The sequence below is a fragment of the Pseudomonas asplenii genome (genome assembly GCF_001293465.1).
Lineage (GTDB): Bacteria > Pseudomonadota > Gammaproteobacteria > Pseudomonadales > Pseudomonadaceae > Aquipseudomonas > Aquipseudomonas fuscovaginae_B.
In genome coordinates, this window is record NZ_JSYZ01000001.1 from 327,590 (window position 1) to 344,630 (window position 17,041).

18 protein-coding genes are annotated in these 17,041 nt (G+C 63.9%); 9 read left to right on the forward strand and 9 right to left on the reverse strand.

The window, feature by feature from the left end:
• Positions 1-138: 138 nt before the first annotated feature.
• The 6 genes from PF66_RS01510 to PF66_RS01535 all read right to left on the reverse strand — a co-directional run bounded on the left by PF66_RS01510 (position 139) and on the right by PF66_RS01535 (position 8,802).
• A complete protein-coding gene (locus PF66_RS01510) occupies positions 139-2,688 on the reverse strand; it encodes a LuxR C-terminal-related transcriptional regulator (RefSeq protein ID WP_054061725.1) in 2,550 nt (849 codons plus the stop codon).
• Positions 2,689-2,964: 276 nt separating this feature from the next.
• Positions 2,965-4,332, reverse strand: a complete 1,368-nt coding sequence (locus tag PF66_RS01515; RefSeq protein ID WP_054060572.1) for a DUF1329 domain-containing protein — start codon at positions 4,330-4,332, stop codon at positions 2,965-2,967.
• 24 nt (positions 4,333-4,356) lie between these two features.
• Complete coding sequence (locus PF66_RS01520) at positions 4,357-6,141, reverse strand: DUF1302 domain-containing protein (protein ID WP_081006078.1); 1,785 nt, start codon at positions 6,139-6,141, stop codon at positions 4,357-4,359.
• Positions 6,142-6,679: 538 nt separating this feature from the next.
• Complete coding sequence (locus tag PF66_RS01525; protein ID WP_054061726.1) at positions 6,680-7,591, reverse strand: SDR family oxidoreductase; 912 nt, start codon at positions 7,589-7,591, stop codon at positions 6,680-6,682.
• A 148-nt stretch (positions 7,592-7,739) separates the two neighbouring features.
• Positions 7,740-8,426: an LrgB family protein gene (locus PF66_RS01530; RefSeq protein WP_054061727.1), complete on the reverse strand. Its 687-nt coding sequence runs from the start codon at positions 8,424-8,426 to the stop codon at positions 7,740-7,742.
• The gene (locus tag PF66_RS01535) at positions 8,416-8,802 is read right to left on the reverse strand and encodes a CidA/LrgA family protein (protein WP_054060568.1); all 387 of its coding nucleotides are present in this window, start codon (positions 8,800-8,802) and stop codon (positions 8,416-8,418) included. The genes PF66_RS01530 and PF66_RS01535 overlap by 11 nt, the downstream gene beginning before the upstream one ends.
• Positions 8,803-8,900: 98 nt before the next feature.
• On the opposite strand from PF66_RS01535, the gene PF66_RS01540 reads away from it, so the two are divergent.
• On the forward strand, positions 8,901-9,797 hold the full coding sequence (locus PF66_RS01540) for a LysR family transcriptional regulator (protein ID WP_054060567.1): 897 nt from the start codon (positions 8,901-8,903) through the stop codon (positions 9,795-9,797).
• Here the strand turns inward: PF66_RS01540 and PF66_RS01545 are convergent.
• Positions 9,778-10,233: a flavodoxin gene (locus PF66_RS01545; protein ID WP_054061728.1), complete on the reverse strand. Its 456-nt coding sequence runs from the start codon at positions 10,231-10,233 to the stop codon at positions 9,778-9,780. The genes PF66_RS01540 and PF66_RS01545 overlap by 20 nt on opposite strands.
• A 154-nt stretch (positions 10,234-10,387) precedes the next feature.
• Between PF66_RS01545 and PF66_RS01550 the strand changes: the two genes are divergently transcribed.
• Positions 10,388-10,852, forward strand: coding sequence for a PAS domain-containing protein (locus PF66_RS01550; RefSeq protein ID WP_054061729.1), 465 nt, complete (start codon positions 10,388-10,390; stop codon positions 10,850-10,852).
• A gap of 67 nt (positions 10,853-10,919) precedes the next feature.
• Complete coding sequence (locus tag PF66_RS01555; protein WP_054061730.1) at positions 10,920-11,525, forward strand: hypothetical protein; 606 nt, start codon at positions 10,920-10,922, stop codon at positions 11,523-11,525.
• Between the two features lie 19 nt (positions 11,526-11,544).
• On the opposite strand, the gene PF66_RS01560 is transcribed toward PF66_RS01555, so the two are convergent.
• Entirely contained in the window at positions 11,545-12,504 is a 960-nt protein-coding gene (locus PF66_RS01560; protein WP_054061731.1) for a MerR family transcriptional regulator, read from the reverse strand.
• A gap of 211 nt (positions 12,505-12,715) precedes the next feature.
• Between PF66_RS01560 and PF66_RS01565 the strand changes: the two genes are divergently transcribed.
• The 6 genes from PF66_RS01565 (at position 12,716) to PF66_RS01590 (ending at position 15,749) form a co-directional block, all read left to right on the forward strand.
• Positions 12,716-13,285, forward strand: coding sequence for an antibiotic biosynthesis monooxygenase (locus PF66_RS01565; RefSeq protein ID WP_054061732.1), 570 nt, complete (start codon positions 12,716-12,718; stop codon positions 13,283-13,285).
• 92 nt (positions 13,286-13,377) lie between these two features.
• Positions 13,378-14,088: a dihydromonapterin reductase gene (folM, locus tag PF66_RS01570; protein ID WP_054057309.1), complete on the forward strand. Its 711-nt coding sequence runs from the start codon at positions 13,378-13,380 to the stop codon at positions 14,086-14,088.
• A gap of 23 nt (positions 14,089-14,111) precedes the next feature.
• Positions 14,112-14,672 carry a GTP cyclohydrolase I FolE gene (gene folE, locus PF66_RS01575; RefSeq protein ID WP_054057310.1) on the forward strand — a complete coding sequence of 187 codons (561 nt, stop codon included), beginning with the start codon at positions 14,112-14,114 and terminating at the stop codon, positions 14,670-14,672.
• Positions 14,673-15,044, forward strand: a complete 372-nt coding sequence (gene folX, locus PF66_RS01580; protein WP_054057311.1) for a dihydroneopterin triphosphate 2'-epimerase — start codon at positions 14,673-14,675, stop codon at positions 15,042-15,044. It abuts the gene before it with no gap.
• A 77-nt stretch (positions 15,045-15,121) separates the two neighbouring features.
• Entirely contained in the window at positions 15,122-15,418 is a 297-nt protein-coding gene (locus PF66_RS01585; protein WP_054057312.1) for a DUF1244 domain-containing protein, read from the forward strand.
• Positions 15,411-15,749, forward strand: coding sequence for a HopJ type III effector protein (locus PF66_RS01590; RefSeq protein WP_010445219.1), 339 nt, complete (start codon positions 15,411-15,413; stop codon positions 15,747-15,749). The genes PF66_RS01585 and PF66_RS01590 overlap by 8 nt, the downstream gene beginning before the upstream one ends.
• 169 nt (positions 15,750-15,918) lie before the next feature.
• Here PF66_RS01590 and trxB read toward each other — a convergent pair whose 3' ends face one another.
• Positions 15,919-16,881, reverse strand: a complete 963-nt coding sequence (gene trxB, locus PF66_RS01595) for a thioredoxin-disulfide reductase (RefSeq protein WP_054057313.1) — start codon at positions 16,879-16,881, stop codon at positions 15,919-15,921.
• Positions 16,882-17,041: the final 160 nt, after the last annotated feature.

Here is a 17,041-nt window from a genome sequence, read left to right on the forward strand (position 1 = left end):
TGGGAATGCAGTGACTGTGGGAGCCGGATTTATCCGCGAATAGGCCCTTGGGACTGCCAAAGGCTTCGCGGATAAATCCGGCTCCCACAGGCTAGCGCTTGCGCAGCTGAGCCCAACGCCCACGACATCAGCCTTGTCCTAGCCCATCAGGCCCAGCGCCTTGGCCTTGGCCACCGCCTGGGTGCGGCGCTCGACACCGAGCTTGCTGTGGATCCTGCGGGCATGGGTCTTCACCGTGTGCAGCGAGATGAACAACTGGTCGGCAATCTGCAGGTTGGAACTGCCCTGGGCGATCAGCCTGAGCACTTCCAGTTCGCGCTGGCTCAACGGGTTGTCGCCGCTGGCCACCAGTTCCTCCTCGCCCCCCAGCGCCGCCAGCAGGCCCGGTTGACGCAGGCGCAGTTCGCGCAGCGCCTGTTGCAGATTGCAGCGACCGACCAGTGCCAGGCCCTCGCCGAGATGAGTCCGGGCCAGGCTTACCTGCCCCTGAAGGAACGCCACCTCCGCAAGGGCCAGGCGAATCTCCGTCTCGATGCCCTGCATGCCCCGGTGCTGGGCCTGCTCCAGTTGCCGGGCCAGCGACTCCAGCGCCGCACAAGGCTTGTGCTGGTAGACCTGGGCCAGCACCAGCAGATACTCGAGCCGTGGAATCAGCTCCAGGGTGGCCGGCGGCGCCTGTACCGCGTTCGGCCCGCGATAGTGGCGCAGCACCCGGGTCAGCGCTTCATCCGCCAGTTCGGGACGTCCCTGCTGTAACCAGAAATGGCTGCTGATCATCAGCAGCACCGCCCGGTATACCGTGTCGGGAATATGCCGCTGCTGCATCAGCCGCTCGGCATCGCGCAAGCGTACGAAGGCCTGGGGATAATTACCCTGGTTGGCGTCCAGCAATGCCAGCCCGAGGAAGCCGTAGAGCCCCCGTTTATCGTGGCAACGCAGGCATTCATCGAGCCCGGTCCGGAAGTATTCGGCGGCCTGCTGGTCATGGCCCTGGCGCAGGGCCAGACGCCCCTGGCGCAGGGCCACACGCCCGCGCAACGGACCGGTCACGTAATGCTTGGCCAGCAGCAGCGCCTGGATGTTCTCCAACAGCGCCTCGCTGCGCTGCAAGGCCCCGCGCTGCTCCAGCAATTGCGCGTGATCGAGTTCCAGCAACGCCTCGAACAGCAGCGAGCCTTGCGCCCGGGCCAGGCACAGGGCCTCCCGGCTCAAGGCATGGGCCTGCTCCAGTTCACCATTGAGCAGGGCCTGCTGGGTCAAGCCCGACAGGCAGAACAGCCGCGCCGGCCAGGCCGCCGGCGGCAGGTCCTGGAGTGCTTCGAGAAAATGCTCGCGGGCCGCTGCCGCCCGTCCCTGCAGGTGCAACAGCCAACCCTGCTGCGCCTGCCAACGCGCAACCAACTGCCGTTGGGCCGCCGCCGACGGTTGTGGAGCGAAGCGGGCCATCTGCTCGATGCTCCGCGCCGCCTCGTCGAAACGTCCGGCGAACAGCAGCGCGGTGGTGATCAGGCCAAGCAGATGCGGGGTACCGAACAACAGCTCGTCCGGGCGCTGCTCGTGCAGGCGCAACAGCAACGGGACGTTCTGGCCCTCGAACAGGTAGTCGAAACTGAAGTTGTGCAGCAGGCTCGCCGCGACTTCCAGCTCTTCGGCCGCCAGGGCCTGCTCCACCGCCGCCTGCCAGTCACCCCGGGCGCTGAACCACTGGCAGGCCCGCCGATGCCAGGAGCGTGCGGCCGGCCACGGCTCGTCACGCAGCAGCAGGGTCAGCGGGGCGAATATCCGCAGCCATTCGCCGGATTCCTCCCAGGGTTCGACGAAGCACCCCAGCTCCTGCAGGGTGCGCATCCACTGGGCCCCCTCGCCCACACCGAACAGGTGCTCGCACAGGTCGGCGTTGAACCGCGGCAAATGGGCCAGTACCCGCCAGGCCTCGGCCAGTTCGGGCGCCAGCACGTCGAACAGTTCGTGTTGCAGGTAATCGAGCAGGGTCGCCGAGCGCCGCGAACCGGCATCCGGGTCGTTGGCGATCCAGGCCGGCGCCTCCAGCAACGCCACCCGCACGCCGGCACACCAGCCGCCGGTGTACTGGCTGATACGCTCGATGCACTGGGGGGACACCTGGCTCGTCGGGTTGACCACCAGGCGTTCGATCTCGCTGCGCTCGAAAGCCAGTTGCGCGGCCCCGACCTCATGGAGTTCGCCTTCCAGCAACAGTCGTGGCCAGTTGCAGTGGGGCCGGCGCCGTCCACCCAGCCACCAGCTCAACATCGGGCTGCTGACCGCCAGCAGGCGGTCGAGCAACTGATCCAATGCCGGGTCGGGCAGGCGGCAATAGTCGTCGAGGAAAATCCAGGTCGGTGTGCTCCAGCGGGCCAGCCGGGCCAATAGGCTCGACTCGTCACATGGGCCGTCCAGGCCCAGGGCTTCGGCCAGGGCGCTGCAGAAGGCCTCGGTCGCCAGGTTCGCCCCGGCCAGAGGCAGCCAGCACACCCCGCAATCGGCGGGCGCCTGCAGCAGGCATTCGGCAAGCAGCGCGCTCTTGCCGCTGCCGGCGGGGGCGCAAAGCAGACGGACCCGGGCCTGGGACTCGATCAGGGGAATACTCAGGCGTGGGCGCGACAGATGACGGGAGGACAGGCGAGGCAGGAACCCGGGACGATCCAGACGCGGGGTCATGGCGGTCATGGCGGCAGCCTTTCTTGGTTTTATCCGCTTACCCTATTCCTGTTCGGGCACCGGCATGAACAAGTATTCAGGAGGCTGATCGGACCTCATAAAAAAGGCTTCAGGAGAGAAAGGTTGTGGGAGCCGGCCTCAGTGGGAGCAGGATTTATCCGCGAACCCAACCACGCGTTTATCCAGGATAAGCGCGTGATCGTTCTTCGCGGGTACATCCAGCTCCCGCAGGCATGTGTGCTGCCATGGACTCCACAGCGGCCACGAGTTCCGTGGCGACTGTTATCAGCGCACGCCGCTGGCCCGCAGCGCCGCCGGGGTGTAGTCCGCAGCCTTGCCGACGAAGCCGAACTGGAAGCTGTGCTTCTCCTCGTTCTTCATGCCCAGGGCGATGTAGCGACCGGCAATCAGGTCATACAGGGTTTCGACGGTGTAGGCCGGCACCTGGTGATCGTAGTAGAACTGCGCATGCCCTTCGGCCACCCGCCACAGCTGGCCACGACCGTCGTAGTGGTCCACCAGCGCGACCTGCCAGCTGTCCTCGTCGATGTACATGTGACGCTTGGCGTAGATGTGCCGCTCGCTCGGCTTGACCGTGCCCTCGATTTCCCAGACCCGGTGCAGCTCGTAGCGGGTCAGGTCCTGGTTGATATGCCCGGCCTTGATCACATCGGTGTACTTGAGGCTGGGCGAGTCCAGCTTGTAACTGTTGTAGGGAATGTACATCTCCTTCTTGCCGATCAGTTTCCAGTCGTAACGATCCGGCGCGCCGGAGAACATGTCGAAGTTGTCCGAGGTACGCAGGCCATCGGCGGCGGTACCCGGCCCGTCATAGGCGACCTGCGGGGCCCGGCGCACACGGCGTTGGCCGGCGTTGTAGACCCAGGCCAGGCGCGGCTCCTTCACCTGGTCGAGGGTTTCGTGCACCAGCAGCACGTTACCCGCCAGACGCGCCGGCGCGGTGACTTCCTGCTTGAAGAAGGTCAGCACGTTGGCGCCCTTGTCCGGCGCCAGATCAGGAATCTCCGAGGGCACCGCAGCCTCTTCCTCGAAAGTGATCGGGGTGAAGGAACCGTCGGTCTGCGGCGTCGCCTGGGTGATGGTGCGGCGCAGGTTGCCACCGTGGTAGCGGGTGATGTGGTTCCACAGGACCTCCACGCCGTTCTTCGGAATCGGGAAGGCGTAGTAGCGATTGCCGGTGAAGTTGGCCAGGCCGTTGCCGTCGTTGATCGCGGTGACGTTGAGGGCACTGCGCTTGGCCGACTCGAGCACCGCCGGTGGCAGGGCCACGGTGCGATGGCTGGGGTAGACCGGAATCTTGTAGGTCTGTGGATAACGCTTGAACATCGCCAACTGGCCATCGGAGAGTTTGGCCTTGTACTGCTCGGCGTTGGCCGCCGTGATCACGAACAGCGGTTTTTCATTGGCGAACGGGTCGGCGAGGAAGCCCTTGCTGTCCACCGCGCCAGCGTTTTTCGGAATACCGCCGGTGTAGGCCGGAATCGAACCATCGGCGTTGCCGGCCTTTTCCGCGCCGATCGGAGTCAGAGTGGTGCCGAGCTTGGCCGCTTCCTCCGGGGAAACCGCCGCCATCACGTTGGCCGCCAGCAGGCTCAGGGCCAGGGCGCCGCATTGCAGAATCATCTTGCGCATGAAGTAGTCCTTATTCAGCCTTGATCAGAAGTTCGCGCCGACGCTGAGCGCCAGGAAATCGCGGTCAATCAGGGTGTTGTAGCGGCCACCGAAAAAGTCGGTGTAGCTCAGGCTCGCGGTGTAGGTGTTGCGGTAGTCGGCATCCACGCCGATGCTGACCGCCTTGGCGCCCTCGTTGAACAGGCCGTTGGGGCCGTAGCCCTTGACGTCGTGGGACCAGGACAGGTTGGGCTTGAGGTTGATCCCGGCAATCACGTTGCTGTAGTCGAGGATCGCCCGGGCACGGTAGCCCCAGGAAGTGGCGGTGACGTAACCGCCGGTATCACCCTGGAAGCCGTAGGCGCCATAGACCGAGTCACGCCCGTAGCGCAGCTTGTCCTTGGACTCCAGGCCGCCGACGTAGGTGATCCCGGCCTCGCCCACCAGGGTCAGGCGATCGGCACCCAGAACCTGGTCGAAGAACTGCGTGAGGGTAGTCTGCGCCTGAGAGATTTCCTTGCGGCGATAGCCGGTGTTGTCGGAGCCGGCCGTGGTGCGGATCGGCGAGGCGGCACCACCGGCAATCGGGTTGACCAGGGCCAGGGTCAGGTCGGTGGTGTTGAGTTGCACCGGCGCATTGGGCCGGTAGCTGATCTCGCCGCTCCAGGCGGTGCCGGTGGGCAAGGTGGTGGAGAAACTTGCGCCGTAGAGACGGATATCCTCCGGGTACTCCAGGTAGTACTGGCCGCGCCCCAGCATGATGCTCTGGGCCAGGCCAGTGCGGAAGGCGGCAGGCACCAGCGGCAGAATGCTGCCCAGGGAGTTGATGGTGGCCTGGCCCGCCGTGGTGGTACCGACGGTCGGGGTCCGGCTGTGGTAATTCATGAAATAGAGGCCGTACTCGGTGTCATTGCCCAGCCAGCGCAGGGCTACGCCGAACTGGCCGCCATCACGGGCTTCGCGATCCTTGCTGCGTTGCACCACCACGCCTTCGGAGGTGACCTCGAAGCCCTGGCCAAAGGCCGCGGCTACCGGCTGCAGCGGCGCGATGGCCGGGCTGCCGACGGTGTAGTTGTTGTTGCAGCCGTGGGCCACCACGTCGTTGCCGAAGAAGGTGCCGCAGTTATCGACAACCGTGTTCTGCCAGTTCAGTTGGTAGAAGCCCTCGACGGTCAGCGAATCGGTCAGGCTCTGGGAGGCGAAGAACATGTTGACCGGAATCAGCCCCTCCTTGATTTCGGCGCCGGGCCGGCGGAAGGCCGAAACGTCGATGGGGTTGATGCTGTTGATCGAGTTGCCGATGAAGGTGCTTTCGCCCCAACTGACCACCTGCTTGCCCAGGCGCACGGTGCCCGGCAGGTCGGCGATCGAATAGTTGTGGTAGACGAAGGCATCGAGCAGTTCGATGCCGGAAGAACGGGCGCCCTCGTCGCGATGATGGTCGCTGATGTCCTTGAACTCACGGTCGTCGTCGGCCAGTTCGAAGTCGTACCAGTACTTGCCACGGACGAATACACCGGTATCGCCGTACTTCAGTTCCAGATCGTGGATACCCTTGAAGATCTTCGAGAAGGTCTCGCCCTTCTTGAAATTCAGCCGTCCGTCATCACCGGTGGACGCCTGGCCGGTACCGCCGTTGGAGACCCCGACCAGCGACTTGTCGGCATCACGCATACCCCAGCTCGCACCGACCGACAGGGACGAGTCGAACTTGCCCTCGATCTCCCCGATATTGAACGAAACCGCATTGGCCTGGGCGCTCGCCCCCAGAGCCACGGCTACCGCCAGCGCCTGCGGCGTGAAGATGGCGCGCATTGTTGTTTTTGTCATGCGTCTTCCCCGGTGAGTGACAGAAGGCTTCACCCTACCCAGCGCCAGCGGGAGCGATAAGCGCACCAAGGAGGTATTTTCGTTGTACCTCCAAAGGATGAATGGCCGCACCGGCGCGGGCTTGCAGGGGACCATCGAAGGGCTGGATGGCACGCCATAGGGGGAATGGATGAGGCTCGCCGACACAAGGTGCGACCTCGGCGCAGTCATTCGCGACTGTTACGCCCGCTGCAACAGTGATTGTCATGAAGCGCACTGTTTCAGGGCGCGACAATTCCCTATCCTGGCCTGGTTTTCAGGGGAATCCCTCGGAGGGTCAAAGCTTCGGGAGAGGTTCGGGCATCGAGTCATCGACTCTGCGCTGAAGGCGGTTGCGGCCAGTGCGGCCGCCCCGGTTTCGACATCGGCTCGCCGGCGAACCGATGGTCACCTGCTTCACTGACGTTGATTTATCGCTCCTTGATCAAACGTCTTTCCTTGGCCGCTGTGATTACAGCGGCCTTTTTTATGGCCGGCGTTCGCTCACCGGCGACGCCTGTCAGCCGCTGTATTTTTGCAGGTTCGCCATCATCTGTTGCAGGGACTCGGGGGTATCCGCGGGGTGCACGGCATTGTCGAAGTCGCAGATCTTCTGCCAGTTGGCCGCGACCTCGTCCACGCCGAAACCGTTGTGCGGATCGAAACCGACGCCCAGGCTGCGCTCCCAGCGGGTCTTGCCGATCCAGCCGCCACCGACCTCGAACAGGCCGGCGGTTTCCTCGCACTGCTCGCTGCCGAGGAACACCACCAGCGGGCTGATCAGTTCCGGCTTGAGCAGTTCGAACACCTGCGGCGGAATCAGCCCCTCGGTCATGCGGGTACCGCCGGTGGGCGCGATGGCATTGACCAGGATGTTGTTCTTGCGCCCCTCGATCGCCAGGGTGCGGGTCAGGCCATACAGCCCGAGTTTGGCCATGCCATAGTTGGACTGGCCGAAGTTGCCGTAGATGCCGGAGGTGGAGGCCGTGAAGATCACCCGGCCGTAGTTCTGCTCGCGCAGATGCGGCCAGGCGGCGCGGGTGACCTTGTAGGCACCCTCGACATGCACCCGGTAGACCAGGTCCCAGTCGGCGTCCTCCATCTTGAGGAAGGTCTTGTCGCGCAGGATGCCGGCGTTGTTCACCACCACGTCGACCCGACCGAAGGCATCCAGGGCGTTCTGCACGATCTTGTCGCCGTCGGTTACCGAATCGTGATTGGCCACGGCGGTGCCGCCAGCCTCGCGGATTTCCGCTACTACCCGGTCCGCTGCCGAGGCGCTGGCGCCCTCGCCGTGAGTCGAGCCACCCAGATCGTTGACCACCACCCGCGCACCGTGGCGGGCGAACAGCAACGCGTGGGCCCGCCCCAGGCCACCGCCGGCACCGGTGACGATCACCACTTTATCTTCGAAGCGCACAGACTCACTCATGACAGCTCTCCAGCCAGGGGCAATGGGATATAGAGCCTGAGTGTCGGACACGTGGCATCCGGTCACAATAAATACGGCTGGGGGTGAATGGTGCGCGATAAGGCAGAGGGATAGTCCGCGCCTCCCCGCTGGCATCAGCCCGGCCGATTCAGATCAGCATAGCCAGCAGTGGCGCGCAAAACAGGTTGAGCAGGCCGGTCAGGACCATCACCAGGCCGGCGACCGTACCCTCCTCGCCTCCGGCTTCACGGGCCCGGCTGACCCCGGCACCGTGCGCGCCGACGCCGAACAGCGCACCACGCGCCAGGCTGCTGCGCAATGGCAGCCACTTGAGCAGGACGCCACCGACCATAGCGCCGAACACCCCGGTGACCAGCACGAACACCGCCGTCAGGTCGGGTACACCGCCCAGATCACGGGCCAGCGGCATGGCGAAGGGCGTGGTGATCGAGCGCGGCACCAGCGACAGGGCCAGGGCACTGTCCAGCGACAGGGCACGGGCCAGCCCGTAGGAACTGCCGATGGAGGCCACGCTGCCGGCCAGCATGCCCAGCAACAGCGCCGGCCAATGGCGAACGAGCAGGCCACGCTGCTGCCAGATCGGCACCGCGAAGGCGACGGTGGCAGGCCCCAGTACCAGGACCAGCCAATGGGTGTCGCGCGAGTATTCGGCATAGGCGGTGTGCAACGGAACGGCGACCGCCAGCAGGATGATCGGCACCAGGATCAGCGGCGACAACAGGTAACGCCCCGTGCGTCGGTAGCTCCAGCGGCTGAAGGCATAGGCGCCCAGGGTCAACGCCAGCCAGAACAGCGACATCCACTCAAGCTTCACGGCGGCTGCTCCAGCGGCAGACCCATTCGACAGTGAATGCGGTCGAAAGCATCACCAGCAGGGTGCTGCACATGATCACCAGCAGGATCCGCCAACCGTCCTGGCGCAGCATGGCGCCATAGTCCAGCAGGCTCATCAGCGCCGGGATGAAGAACAGCAGCATCTCCGCCATCAGCCAGCCGGCGCCCAGTTGCAGCGCGGCCGGCTTGACCCGCCCCGAGGCGAACAGCAGCAACAGCAGCGCCAGCCCGATCACCCCGCCGGGAATCGGCCAGCCGGTCCAGGCCGCCACCTGACCGCCGAGCAGATAGAGGCCGCACAACACCGACAGTTCGGCGAGCAGACGCGCGGTTTTTTTCAGCAGTGATCTGTTCATCGGATTCAGGCCCTCCCATGGCGAAAATTCTAGAGCCGGGCCTTTCATCCCAAAAGCGAATTGTTAGACTGACTTCCATTCCAAATTGGAATTGGCCCATGGAATTCAAGCAACTGCGCAGTTTTGTCGAAGTGGTTCACCAGGGCGGCTTCACCCAGGCCGCCAAGACCCTGCACATCAGCCAGTCGGCGGTGAGCAAGCAGGTCGCCCAGTTGGAACACAGCCTCGGGGTCATGCTGCTGGACCGCCAGGGCCCACAGGTGCTGCCGACCGCTGCCGGCCGGGTGGTATTGCAACGGGCCGAGGAAATGTTGCGCCTGCGCAACGGGCTGCTGCACGAACTCGATGACCTGAGCCAACTGGCCCGGGGCGAGTTGCGCCTGGGGCTGCCGCAACTGGGCGGCGATACCTTGTTCGCCGGATTGTTCGCCGAGTATCGGCGACGCTATCCGAATATCGCCATCCAACTGCTCGAGGGCGGCAGCCTGAACATCGAACCGGCGGTGCTGAGTGGCGAGCTGGAGCTGGGTGCCGGTCTCACGCCAAGCAACCCGGCGTTCGACTGCCAGGCGTTCTGCGACGAGCCCCTGGATGTGCTGCTGGCAATCGACCATCCACTGGCCGAGGAAGGCTCGATTCGCCTGGAGCAACTGGCCGACACGCCCTTTCTGCTGTATCAGCGCAGTTTCGTGCTCAACCACCGGCTGATCCAGGCCTGCGAGCGGCTGGGGTTCACCCCCAGGGAAAGCGGGCGCAGCGGCCAGGCGGACTTCCTCGCGGCACTGGTGGCCGCCGGGCAAGGCGTGGCGCTGATGCCCAGCGTGGTCGCACGCTCGCTGGTGCGGCCCGGCGTGGTCCGCCTGAGCCTCAGTTCGCCCACCGACCTGCGCTGGGATATCGCCTTCATCTGGCGCCGTGGCGCCTATCTGTCACAAGCCGCGCAGGCCTGGCTGGCGCTGCTGCGCGAGCGGCCGGTCAACCTTTCAGTGCGCTGATGAACTCGGCCAGCCAGGGCTCGGCGTCGGTTTCAGGGGTGACCGTTTCGCTGGAGTCCAGGCGCAGCATCGGCTGGACCTCACGCAGGCCGAGTTCGGCGAACAGTTCGCGAAATTGTTCGCCGCCACCGCAGAAGGTGTCGCCATAACTCGAATCGCCGAGGGCGATCACCGCACCCGGCAGGCCGCGCCAGGCCGCTGGCAACTGATCGCGAATGGCGTAGTAGAGCGGCTGGATATTGTCCGGCAGCTCGCCCATGCCGGTCGTGGCGGTCACCGCCAGAAAGGCCTCGGGGGCGAACGCCTGGACGTCGGCCAGGCTCGCACGCGGGTCATGCCAGGCCTCGAGGCCGGCCTTGTCGAGGATCCGCTGGGCGTGACGGGCTACTTCTTCGGCGGTGCCGTAGACCGAGCCGGAAAGAATGGCGACTTTCATCAATCTCATCCTGGAGCTGTGTAAAGCCGGGGATATTACCAGATGAGAAATATTCCCACTGAAATTCCCTCCACACGTCCCGGCCGGCATTGACCCGCCGGGACATTCTCTTAAACTTGAATGGCGTGCCAATGGACTGTGGATTTCTCCGACAATGATCAATTCGAAATTGCTGCAACTTGTCATCGATGCCTCCAACGAAGGTATCGTGGTTGCGGAGCAGGAAGGCGAAGACAACATCCTGATCTACGCCAACCCCGCCTTCGAACGCCTTACCGGATACAGCAAGGAGGAAATTCTCTACCAGGACTGCCGTTTCCTGCAGTCCGGCGATCGCGACCAGCCGGCCCTGGCGCTGATTCGCGAAGCGTTGCGCACACGCCAGCCGTGCCGCCATATCATTCGCAACTATCGCAAGGATGGAACGCATTTCTGGAACGAACTGTCGATTTCGCCGGTGTTCAACGAAAGCGACCAACTGACCTATTTCGTCGGTGTGCAGAAGGATGTCACGGCCCAGGTGAAGGCCCAGCAACGGGCTGCCCAACTGGAGGCGCAACTGGCCGAGGTAAAGGCCCAACTCGAAGCCCTCCGGGCGACCAGTGGCGTCAACCAATGATGCAATCCGTTGTCTTATGCAGCGTCAGCCGCCTCAACCAGACCGCCTTGTTTTCTCGAGCCCGATCATGCCCCGCACTGCCCTTCTGACTCAGGACGAGTTGGATTTCATCCGGAACATGCAGCACAACCCGCAGCTCAACAAGCGCGACAATTCGTCGAGCCTGCTGGTCAACGGCGTGTCGCAGATCCGCGACCTGCTGACGAGGCTGGCGGCCCATGAGCAGGTCACCCTCCAGGCCAATTTCGAAAACCAGAAGATGAGTTTTCCGCTGCACCTGGTCGAGGACGAGTTCCATGCCCAGCACCTGCGCCTGGGCGTGCCGAGCATCTTCGAGGACGGTCCGCGGGTCCGGCCGTGGCGCCTGGCCCTGGCAACCCCGGTGTACCTGGAGAACGTCCGCGGCGAGCCTGGAGCACTGGCGGTCCGCGAGATTTCGTTCAAGGGGGTATTGCTGGAATTGCGCAATGGTCTCAAGCCGCCCCGGCAGTTCAACCAGTGGTTCAGCCCGTCAGGCTATGAACGTATCGCCCTGCAGGGACGTTTCGAGCGCGAAACCGAACAGGGCCTGTACGCCTACCGACTCAACCAGAGCAACCCGGACGAAATCCAGCGATTGCGCCAGTACATCCTGCAACAGCACCGCCTGGCGCACCCGGAATTTCACGCCTGAAGGCCTGCACGGCCGATCATCAGGTATCGAGCTTGCCGGCCAGCAACTGCTGAAGGCGCTGGCGCATCGACTGGCCGTCGTGCCCCAGGCAACCGATGCTGGTGCCTTCCAGCGTATCCTGCAGCAGATCCGAGGCATCGCCGGCCAGCATCACCGGGCACTCCACCGCCAGCGCCAGGCGGTTCAACCGCCGGGGCATGTCCGAGGCCGGTGAGCGGTTGGAGTACAACACCAGCGCCCGAGGCCGGGCCTTTTCACAGATCAGCGGCAACTCGTCGAACGGCTGCCCGATGGCCAGTACGCTGATCGGCCATTCGCCATTGCCCAGCAGCAGGCCAGCGACCAGCAGTTCCAGTTCGCGGCAATCGCCCGGCAAGGCGGCGAGAACGATCCGTTCGCCGGCGCCTCCCCTGACCGATTGCAACCGCTGCAACACCCGGCCACGCAGGAAGCTGTCGAGAAACAGCCATTCGCTGGTCTGGCCGTAGGCGTCACACTGGGCACGCAACTCCTGCCAGAGCGGCATCAGGATATTCTGGAAGACCACCGTCAGCGGATAGCTGGAAAAAATCTGCCCGTACAGGCGCTCCAACGCCAGTTCGTCAAATCGGCTGATGGCGCCGCCCAGTTGCAGTTGGCAGTTTTGCCAGTCCTCGAGCGGCAACGGCAACAACCGTTCAGTCTCGGGCACCCGCACCGCCGCCTGCTTCGCCAGCAGCTTGCCCACCTTGCTGACAGCCACCCCACGCTCGATCCAGCCGAGAATGCTGCGCACCGTCTCGATATCGCTCATGGCATAGAGACGATGCCCACTTTCGGTGCGTGTCGGCTGGATCAGGCCATAGCGCCGCTCCCAGGCACGCAGGGTCACCGGGTTCACACCGGTCAGGCGCGAAACCTCGCGGATGGGAAACAGCTCTTCCTGCTTCAGAGCCGGCAACGGCAGCTCGATCGCGTCACGTTCGCTGATGACAGACATGTTTTTCACATCAATGTGTAAAATTTTCCAGATATTCTAGCCTATACCGCACCCGTTTCTTCAAACATGAAACACTACGTTTAATACAACTTGTGCTTTTCCCGCAACAGGGAATGATTCTTGCACTACCTCCAGATGCAGCCCAACACCCCGGCGCTGCATTTCGCAGTGGTCCTACCCGGACAGCCTGCCCGTCTTGTGGAGATACATGATGTCTACCTCACCCGTCACCATGATGGTGGCCCGTCGCGTCGCCGACGGCCGTTATCACGACATGCTCGCCTGGCTCCAGGAAGGCGAACAATTGGCTACCGACTTTCCCGGCTACCTGGGTTCCGGTGTACTCGCGCCACCTCCCGGCGACAACGAATTCCAGATGATTTTCCGCTTCAGCGACGCCGACACCCTGCACGCCTGGGAGCACTCCGCCTCGCGCAAGGCCTGGCTGGAACGCGGCGGCGACCTGTTCGCACGGCCTTCCGAACATCGTGTCAGCGGCCTGGAAGGCTGGTTCGGCAACACCAACCAGCGCCCGCCACGCTGGAAGCAGAGCGTGGCGATCTGGCTGGCGTTCTTTCCGGTGTCGCTGCTGTTCAACTTCGTGCTGGGGCCCCTGCTGGCCGAGCTGGAACTGGTGCCGCGGATTCTCGTCAGCACCCTGATGCTGACACCGATGATGGTGTACTGCTTCATTCCCCTGTCGACCCGACTGCTCGCCGGCTGGCTGCACGGCACCCCGCCGCGGACGCTGCCGGGCACGGCGCCCACCCGCAGCCGCTGAGGCTGGCGCGGGCTCGCGGCATGGTTGTGGAAGGCGTGTGGCTGGTATAGTTTGACTCCAGTCACCCCTTCACAGCCTGCCGCGAGCCTTCGATGCCATCGTCCTCCGCCCCGATCCTGATCACTGGCGCCAGCCAGCGCGTCGGCCTGCATTGCGCAGAGCGGCTGTTGGCCGACGGCTGCCCGGTGATCGTCAGCTACCGCAGCGAGCGCCCGGGCCTGCAGAGCCTGCGGGAACAGGGCGCGATCACGCTGTTCGCCGACTTCGCCAGCGAAGCCGGCATCCTGGCCTTCATCGACAGCCTCAAGCAGCACGCCGACAGCCTGCGGGCGATCGTCCACAATGCTTCGGCGTGGCTGGCCGAGACCCCGGGAGACGAAAGCGAAGCCTTCACCCGGATGTTCGGCATCCACATGCTCGCGCCGTACCTGATCAACCTGCATTGCGCCGAGCTGCTGCGCCGTTCGCCACAGGCCGACATCATTCATATCAGCGATGACGTGACCCGCAAGGGCAGCAGCAAGCACATCGCCTACTGCGCCAGCAAGGCCGGGCTCGACAGCCTGACGCTGTCCTTCGCGGCCAAATACGCCCCGCGGATCAAGGTCAACGGCATCGCACCGGCCCTGCTGATGTTCAACCCCGACGACGACGCGGCGTACCGCGCCAAGACCCTGGCCAAGTCGGCCATGGGCATCGAGCCCGGTGCCGAGGTGATCTACCAGAGCCTGCGCTATCTGCTGGACAATCCCTATGTCACCGGCACAACCTTGACCGTCAATGGCGGCCGGCACCTCAAGTAGGCCGCCCGCGAGGAAACCACGCAATGAGCGCATCACTGCCCGAGCATTACCGCGAGATCCTCCTCGGCCTGGGTGAAGACCCGGATCGCGAGGGTCTGCTGGATACCCCGAAACGGGCGGCCAAGGCCATGCAGTACCTGTGTCACGGCTATGCCGAAACCCTCGACGAGGTGGTCAACGGGGCGCTGTTCGCCTCGGACAACGACGAGATGGTGATCGTCAAGGACATCGAGCTGTACTCGTTGTGCGAACATCACCTGCTGCCGTTCATCGGCAAGGCCCACGTCGCCTACATACCGACCGGCAAGGTGCTGGGGTTGTCGAAGATCGCCCGGATCGTCGACATGTTCGCCCGGCGCCTGCAGATCCAGGAGAACCTGACCCGGGAAATCGCCGAGGCGATCCGGCAGGTAACCAGCGCTGCCGGGGTCGCGGTGGTGATCGAGGCGCAGCACATGTGCATGATGATGCGCGGCGTGGAAAAACAGAATTCGACCATGAACACCTCGGTGATGCTCGGCGCCTTCCGCGACTCGAACACCACCCGCATGGAGTTCCTGCAACTGATCGGACGGAGCAAGTAAATGCCACAACTTCAACCGGGAATGGCCCGGATCCGGGTCAAGGACCTGCGCCTGCGCACCTTCATCGGGATCAATGAGGAAGAGATCCTCAACAAGCAGGATGTGCTGATCAACCTGACCATCCTGTACGCCGCCCAGGAGGCGGTGCGTGACAACGATATCGATCATGCGCTGAATTACCGCACCATCACCAAGTCGATCATCCAGCACGTGGAGGGCAACCGCTTTGCCCTGCTCGAACGCATGACCCAGGAACTGCTGGACCTGGTGATGAGCAACCAGGCGGTGCTCTACGCCGAGGTCGAAGTCGACAAGCCGCACGCCCTGCGGTTCGCCGAGTCGGTATCGATCACCCTGGCGGCAAACCGCTGAAAACCTGAGCTGCCTGGCGCTAGCGGCGCCAGGCTCATATCATCGCGCCCTACGTTCCCCCAAGCACAGAGCCCATCATGACCGAGCAAGAACGCCTCGAACTCGAAGCCGCCGCCTTTCGCCGGCTGGTCGCCCACCTGGACAACCGCAAGGACGTGCAGAACATCGACCTGATGAACCTCGCCGGGTTCTGCCGCAACTGCCTGTCCAAGTGGTACAAGGCCGAAGCCGACGAGCGCCGGATCGAGCTGAGCCTCGACGAGGCCCGTGAAGTGGTCTACGGCATGCCTTACGCCGAGTGGAAAGCCCAATACCAGAAAGAAGCCAGTGCCGAACAACAGGCGGCATTCGCCAAAGGAAAACCCCATGACTGATCTGAACACCCTGCGCGCCAGCCTAGAGAGCGGCGAGCACGTCTTTGCCGACACCCTGGCCTTCATCGCCGCCGGCTACGACTACCAGCCACAGGCCTTCAACAATGGTGGCGTGGAAAATGCCGCCGGGCAGAACGAAGGCTCGTGCAAGACCCTCGGCCTGGCCCTGCTCGAAGGCCTGAGCGACCAGCAGGCGCTGCTGGCGTTTGGCGAGCATTACCGTTCGGTCCTGGCGACCCCTGAAGGCAGCGATCACGGCAACATCCGTGCGCTGATCAAGCACGGCCTGGCCGGCGTGAAGTTCACCGCGCAGCCGCTGACCCGGCGCTGAGGCTTTCGCGGATAAATCCCACAATGGTCCCGTCAGGCACCTATGTGGTGTGCGACAGATGGCCCCTGTGGGAGCCGGATTTATCCGCGAACAAGTGCCACAGAACAGCATCGCCTGGCACAGATACAAAAAAACCGGCCAAGGGCCGGTTTTTTCATTTCAGGTTCACTCAGAACGATGCGTTCTGCAGACCGTCCAGGTAACGCTCGGTGTCCAGTGCCGCCATGCAGCCGGCGCCGGCCGAGGTGATCGCCTGGCGGTAGACGTGGTCAGCCACGTCGCCCGCCGCGAAGATACCCTCGACGCTGGTCGCGGTCGCATTGCCTTCACGGCCGCCCTGCACCACCAGGTAGCCATCCTTCAGTTCCAGCTGGCCTTCGAACAGCGAAGTGTTCGGGGTGTGGCCGATCGCGATGAACACGCCGTCGACCTTGATCTCGTCGAAGCTGCCATCGTTGTTCTTCAGGCGGGCACCGGTCACGCCCATGTTGTCGCCAAGCACTTCGTCCAGGGTGGCGTTCAGCTTGAGGATGATCTTGCCTTCGGCGACACGGGCGTGCAGCTTGTCGATCAGGATCTTCTCGGCGCGGAAGGTGTCGCGACGGTGGATCAGGGTCACGGTGCTGGCGATGTTGGCCAGGTACAGCGCCTCTTCCACGGCGGTGTTGCCACCACCGACCACGGCGACCGGCTTGTTGCGGTAGAAGAAACCGTCGCAGGTCGCGCAGGCCGAAACGCCCTTGCCCATGAAGGCCTCTTCCGAAGGCAGGCCCAGGTAGCGGGCGCTGGCGCCGGTGGCGATGATCAGGGCGTCGCAGGTGAAGGTGCCGCTATCGCCGACCAGGGTGTAGGGCTTCTTGGCGAAGTCCACCGCGTTGATGTGGTCGAAGACGATTTCGGTTTCGAAACGCTCGGCGTGTTCGCGCATGCGCTCCATCAGCGCCGGGCCGGTCAGGCCGTGCACGTCACCGGGCCAGTTGTCGACTTCGGTGGTGGTGGTCAGTTGGCCGCCGGCCTGCATGCCGGTGATCAGTAGCGGCTTGAGGTTGGCCCGAGCCGCATAGACCGCAGCACTGTAACCGGCAGGGCCGGAACCGAGAATAATCACTCGCGAATGACGTACTTCAGACATGACTCACTCCTGTCGACCGCCCGTATGGCACCGGGACGGAACGCCGGCGAACCGGCTGGAATAAAAAAGGACTGCGAAAGCGCTTGGGGAAGGCTTGTAGCACACAGTCCTGAAAAATAATGTTGTGCAGCGTAACGAGGGGGCAAAGATTAAGGAAATA

Excerpts from the sequence above, each read along its gene's own strand:
- PF66_RS01520 (WP_081006078.1), bottom strand. The coding sequence starts at position 6,141 with ATGACAAAAACAACAATGCGCGCCATCTTCACGCCGCAGGCGCTGGCG.
- folM (WP_054057309.1), top strand. The coding sequence starts at position 13,378 with ATGCCATCGTCCTCCGCCCCGATCCTGATCACTGGCGCCAGCCAGCGC.
- PF66_RS01510 (WP_054061725.1), bottom strand. The coding sequence starts at position 2,688 with ATGACCGCCATGACCCCGCGTCTGGATCGTCCCGGGTTCCTGCCTCGC.
- PF66_RS01545 (WP_054061728.1), bottom strand. The coding sequence starts at position 10,233 with ATGAAAGTCGCCATTCTTTCCGGCTCGGTCTACGGCACCGCCGAAGAA.
- PF66_RS01540 (WP_054060567.1), top strand. The coding sequence starts at position 8,901 with ATGGAATTCAAGCAACTGCGCAGTTTTGTCGAAGTGGTTCACCAGGGC.
- folX (WP_054057311.1), top strand. The coding sequence starts at position 14,673 with ATGCCACAACTTCAACCGGGAATGGCCCGGATCCGGGTCAAGGACCTG.
- PF66_RS01585 (WP_054057312.1), top strand. The coding sequence starts at position 15,122 with ATGACCGAGCAAGAACGCCTCGAACTCGAAGCCGCCGCCTTTCGCCGG.
- PF66_RS01590 (WP_010445219.1), top strand. The coding sequence starts at position 15,411 with ATGACTGATCTGAACACCCTGCGCGCCAGCCTAGAGAGCGGCGAGCAC.
- PF66_RS01525 (WP_054061726.1), bottom strand. The coding sequence starts at position 7,591 with ATGAGTGAGTCTGTGCGCTTCGAAGATAAAGTGGTGATCGTCACCGGT.
- PF66_RS01555 (WP_054061730.1), top strand. The coding sequence starts at position 10,920 with ATGCCCCGCACTGCCCTTCTGACTCAGGACGAGTTGGATTTCATCCGG.
- PF66_RS01565 (WP_054061732.1), top strand. The coding sequence starts at position 12,716 with ATGTCTACCTCACCCGTCACCATGATGGTGGCCCGTCGCGTCGCCGAC.
- PF66_RS01535 (WP_054060568.1), bottom strand. The coding sequence starts at position 8,802 with ATGAACAGATCACTGCTGAAAAAAACCGCGCGTCTGCTCGCCGAACTG.
- PF66_RS01560 (WP_054061731.1), bottom strand. The coding sequence starts at position 12,504 with ATGTCTGTCATCAGCGAACGTGACGCGATCGAGCTGCCGTTGCCGGCT.
- folE (WP_054057310.1), top strand. The coding sequence starts at position 14,112 with ATGAGCGCATCACTGCCCGAGCATTACCGCGAGATCCTCCTCGGCCTG.
- PF66_RS01515 (WP_054060572.1), bottom strand. The coding sequence starts at position 4,332 with ATGCGCAAGATGATTCTGCAATGCGGCGCCCTGGCCCTGAGCCTGCTG.
- PF66_RS01550 (WP_054061729.1), top strand. The coding sequence starts at position 10,388 with ATGATCAATTCGAAATTGCTGCAACTTGTCATCGATGCCTCCAACGAA.
- trxB (WP_054057313.1), bottom strand. The coding sequence starts at position 16,881 with ATGTCTGAAGTACGTCATTCGCGAGTGATTATTCTCGGTTCCGGCCCT.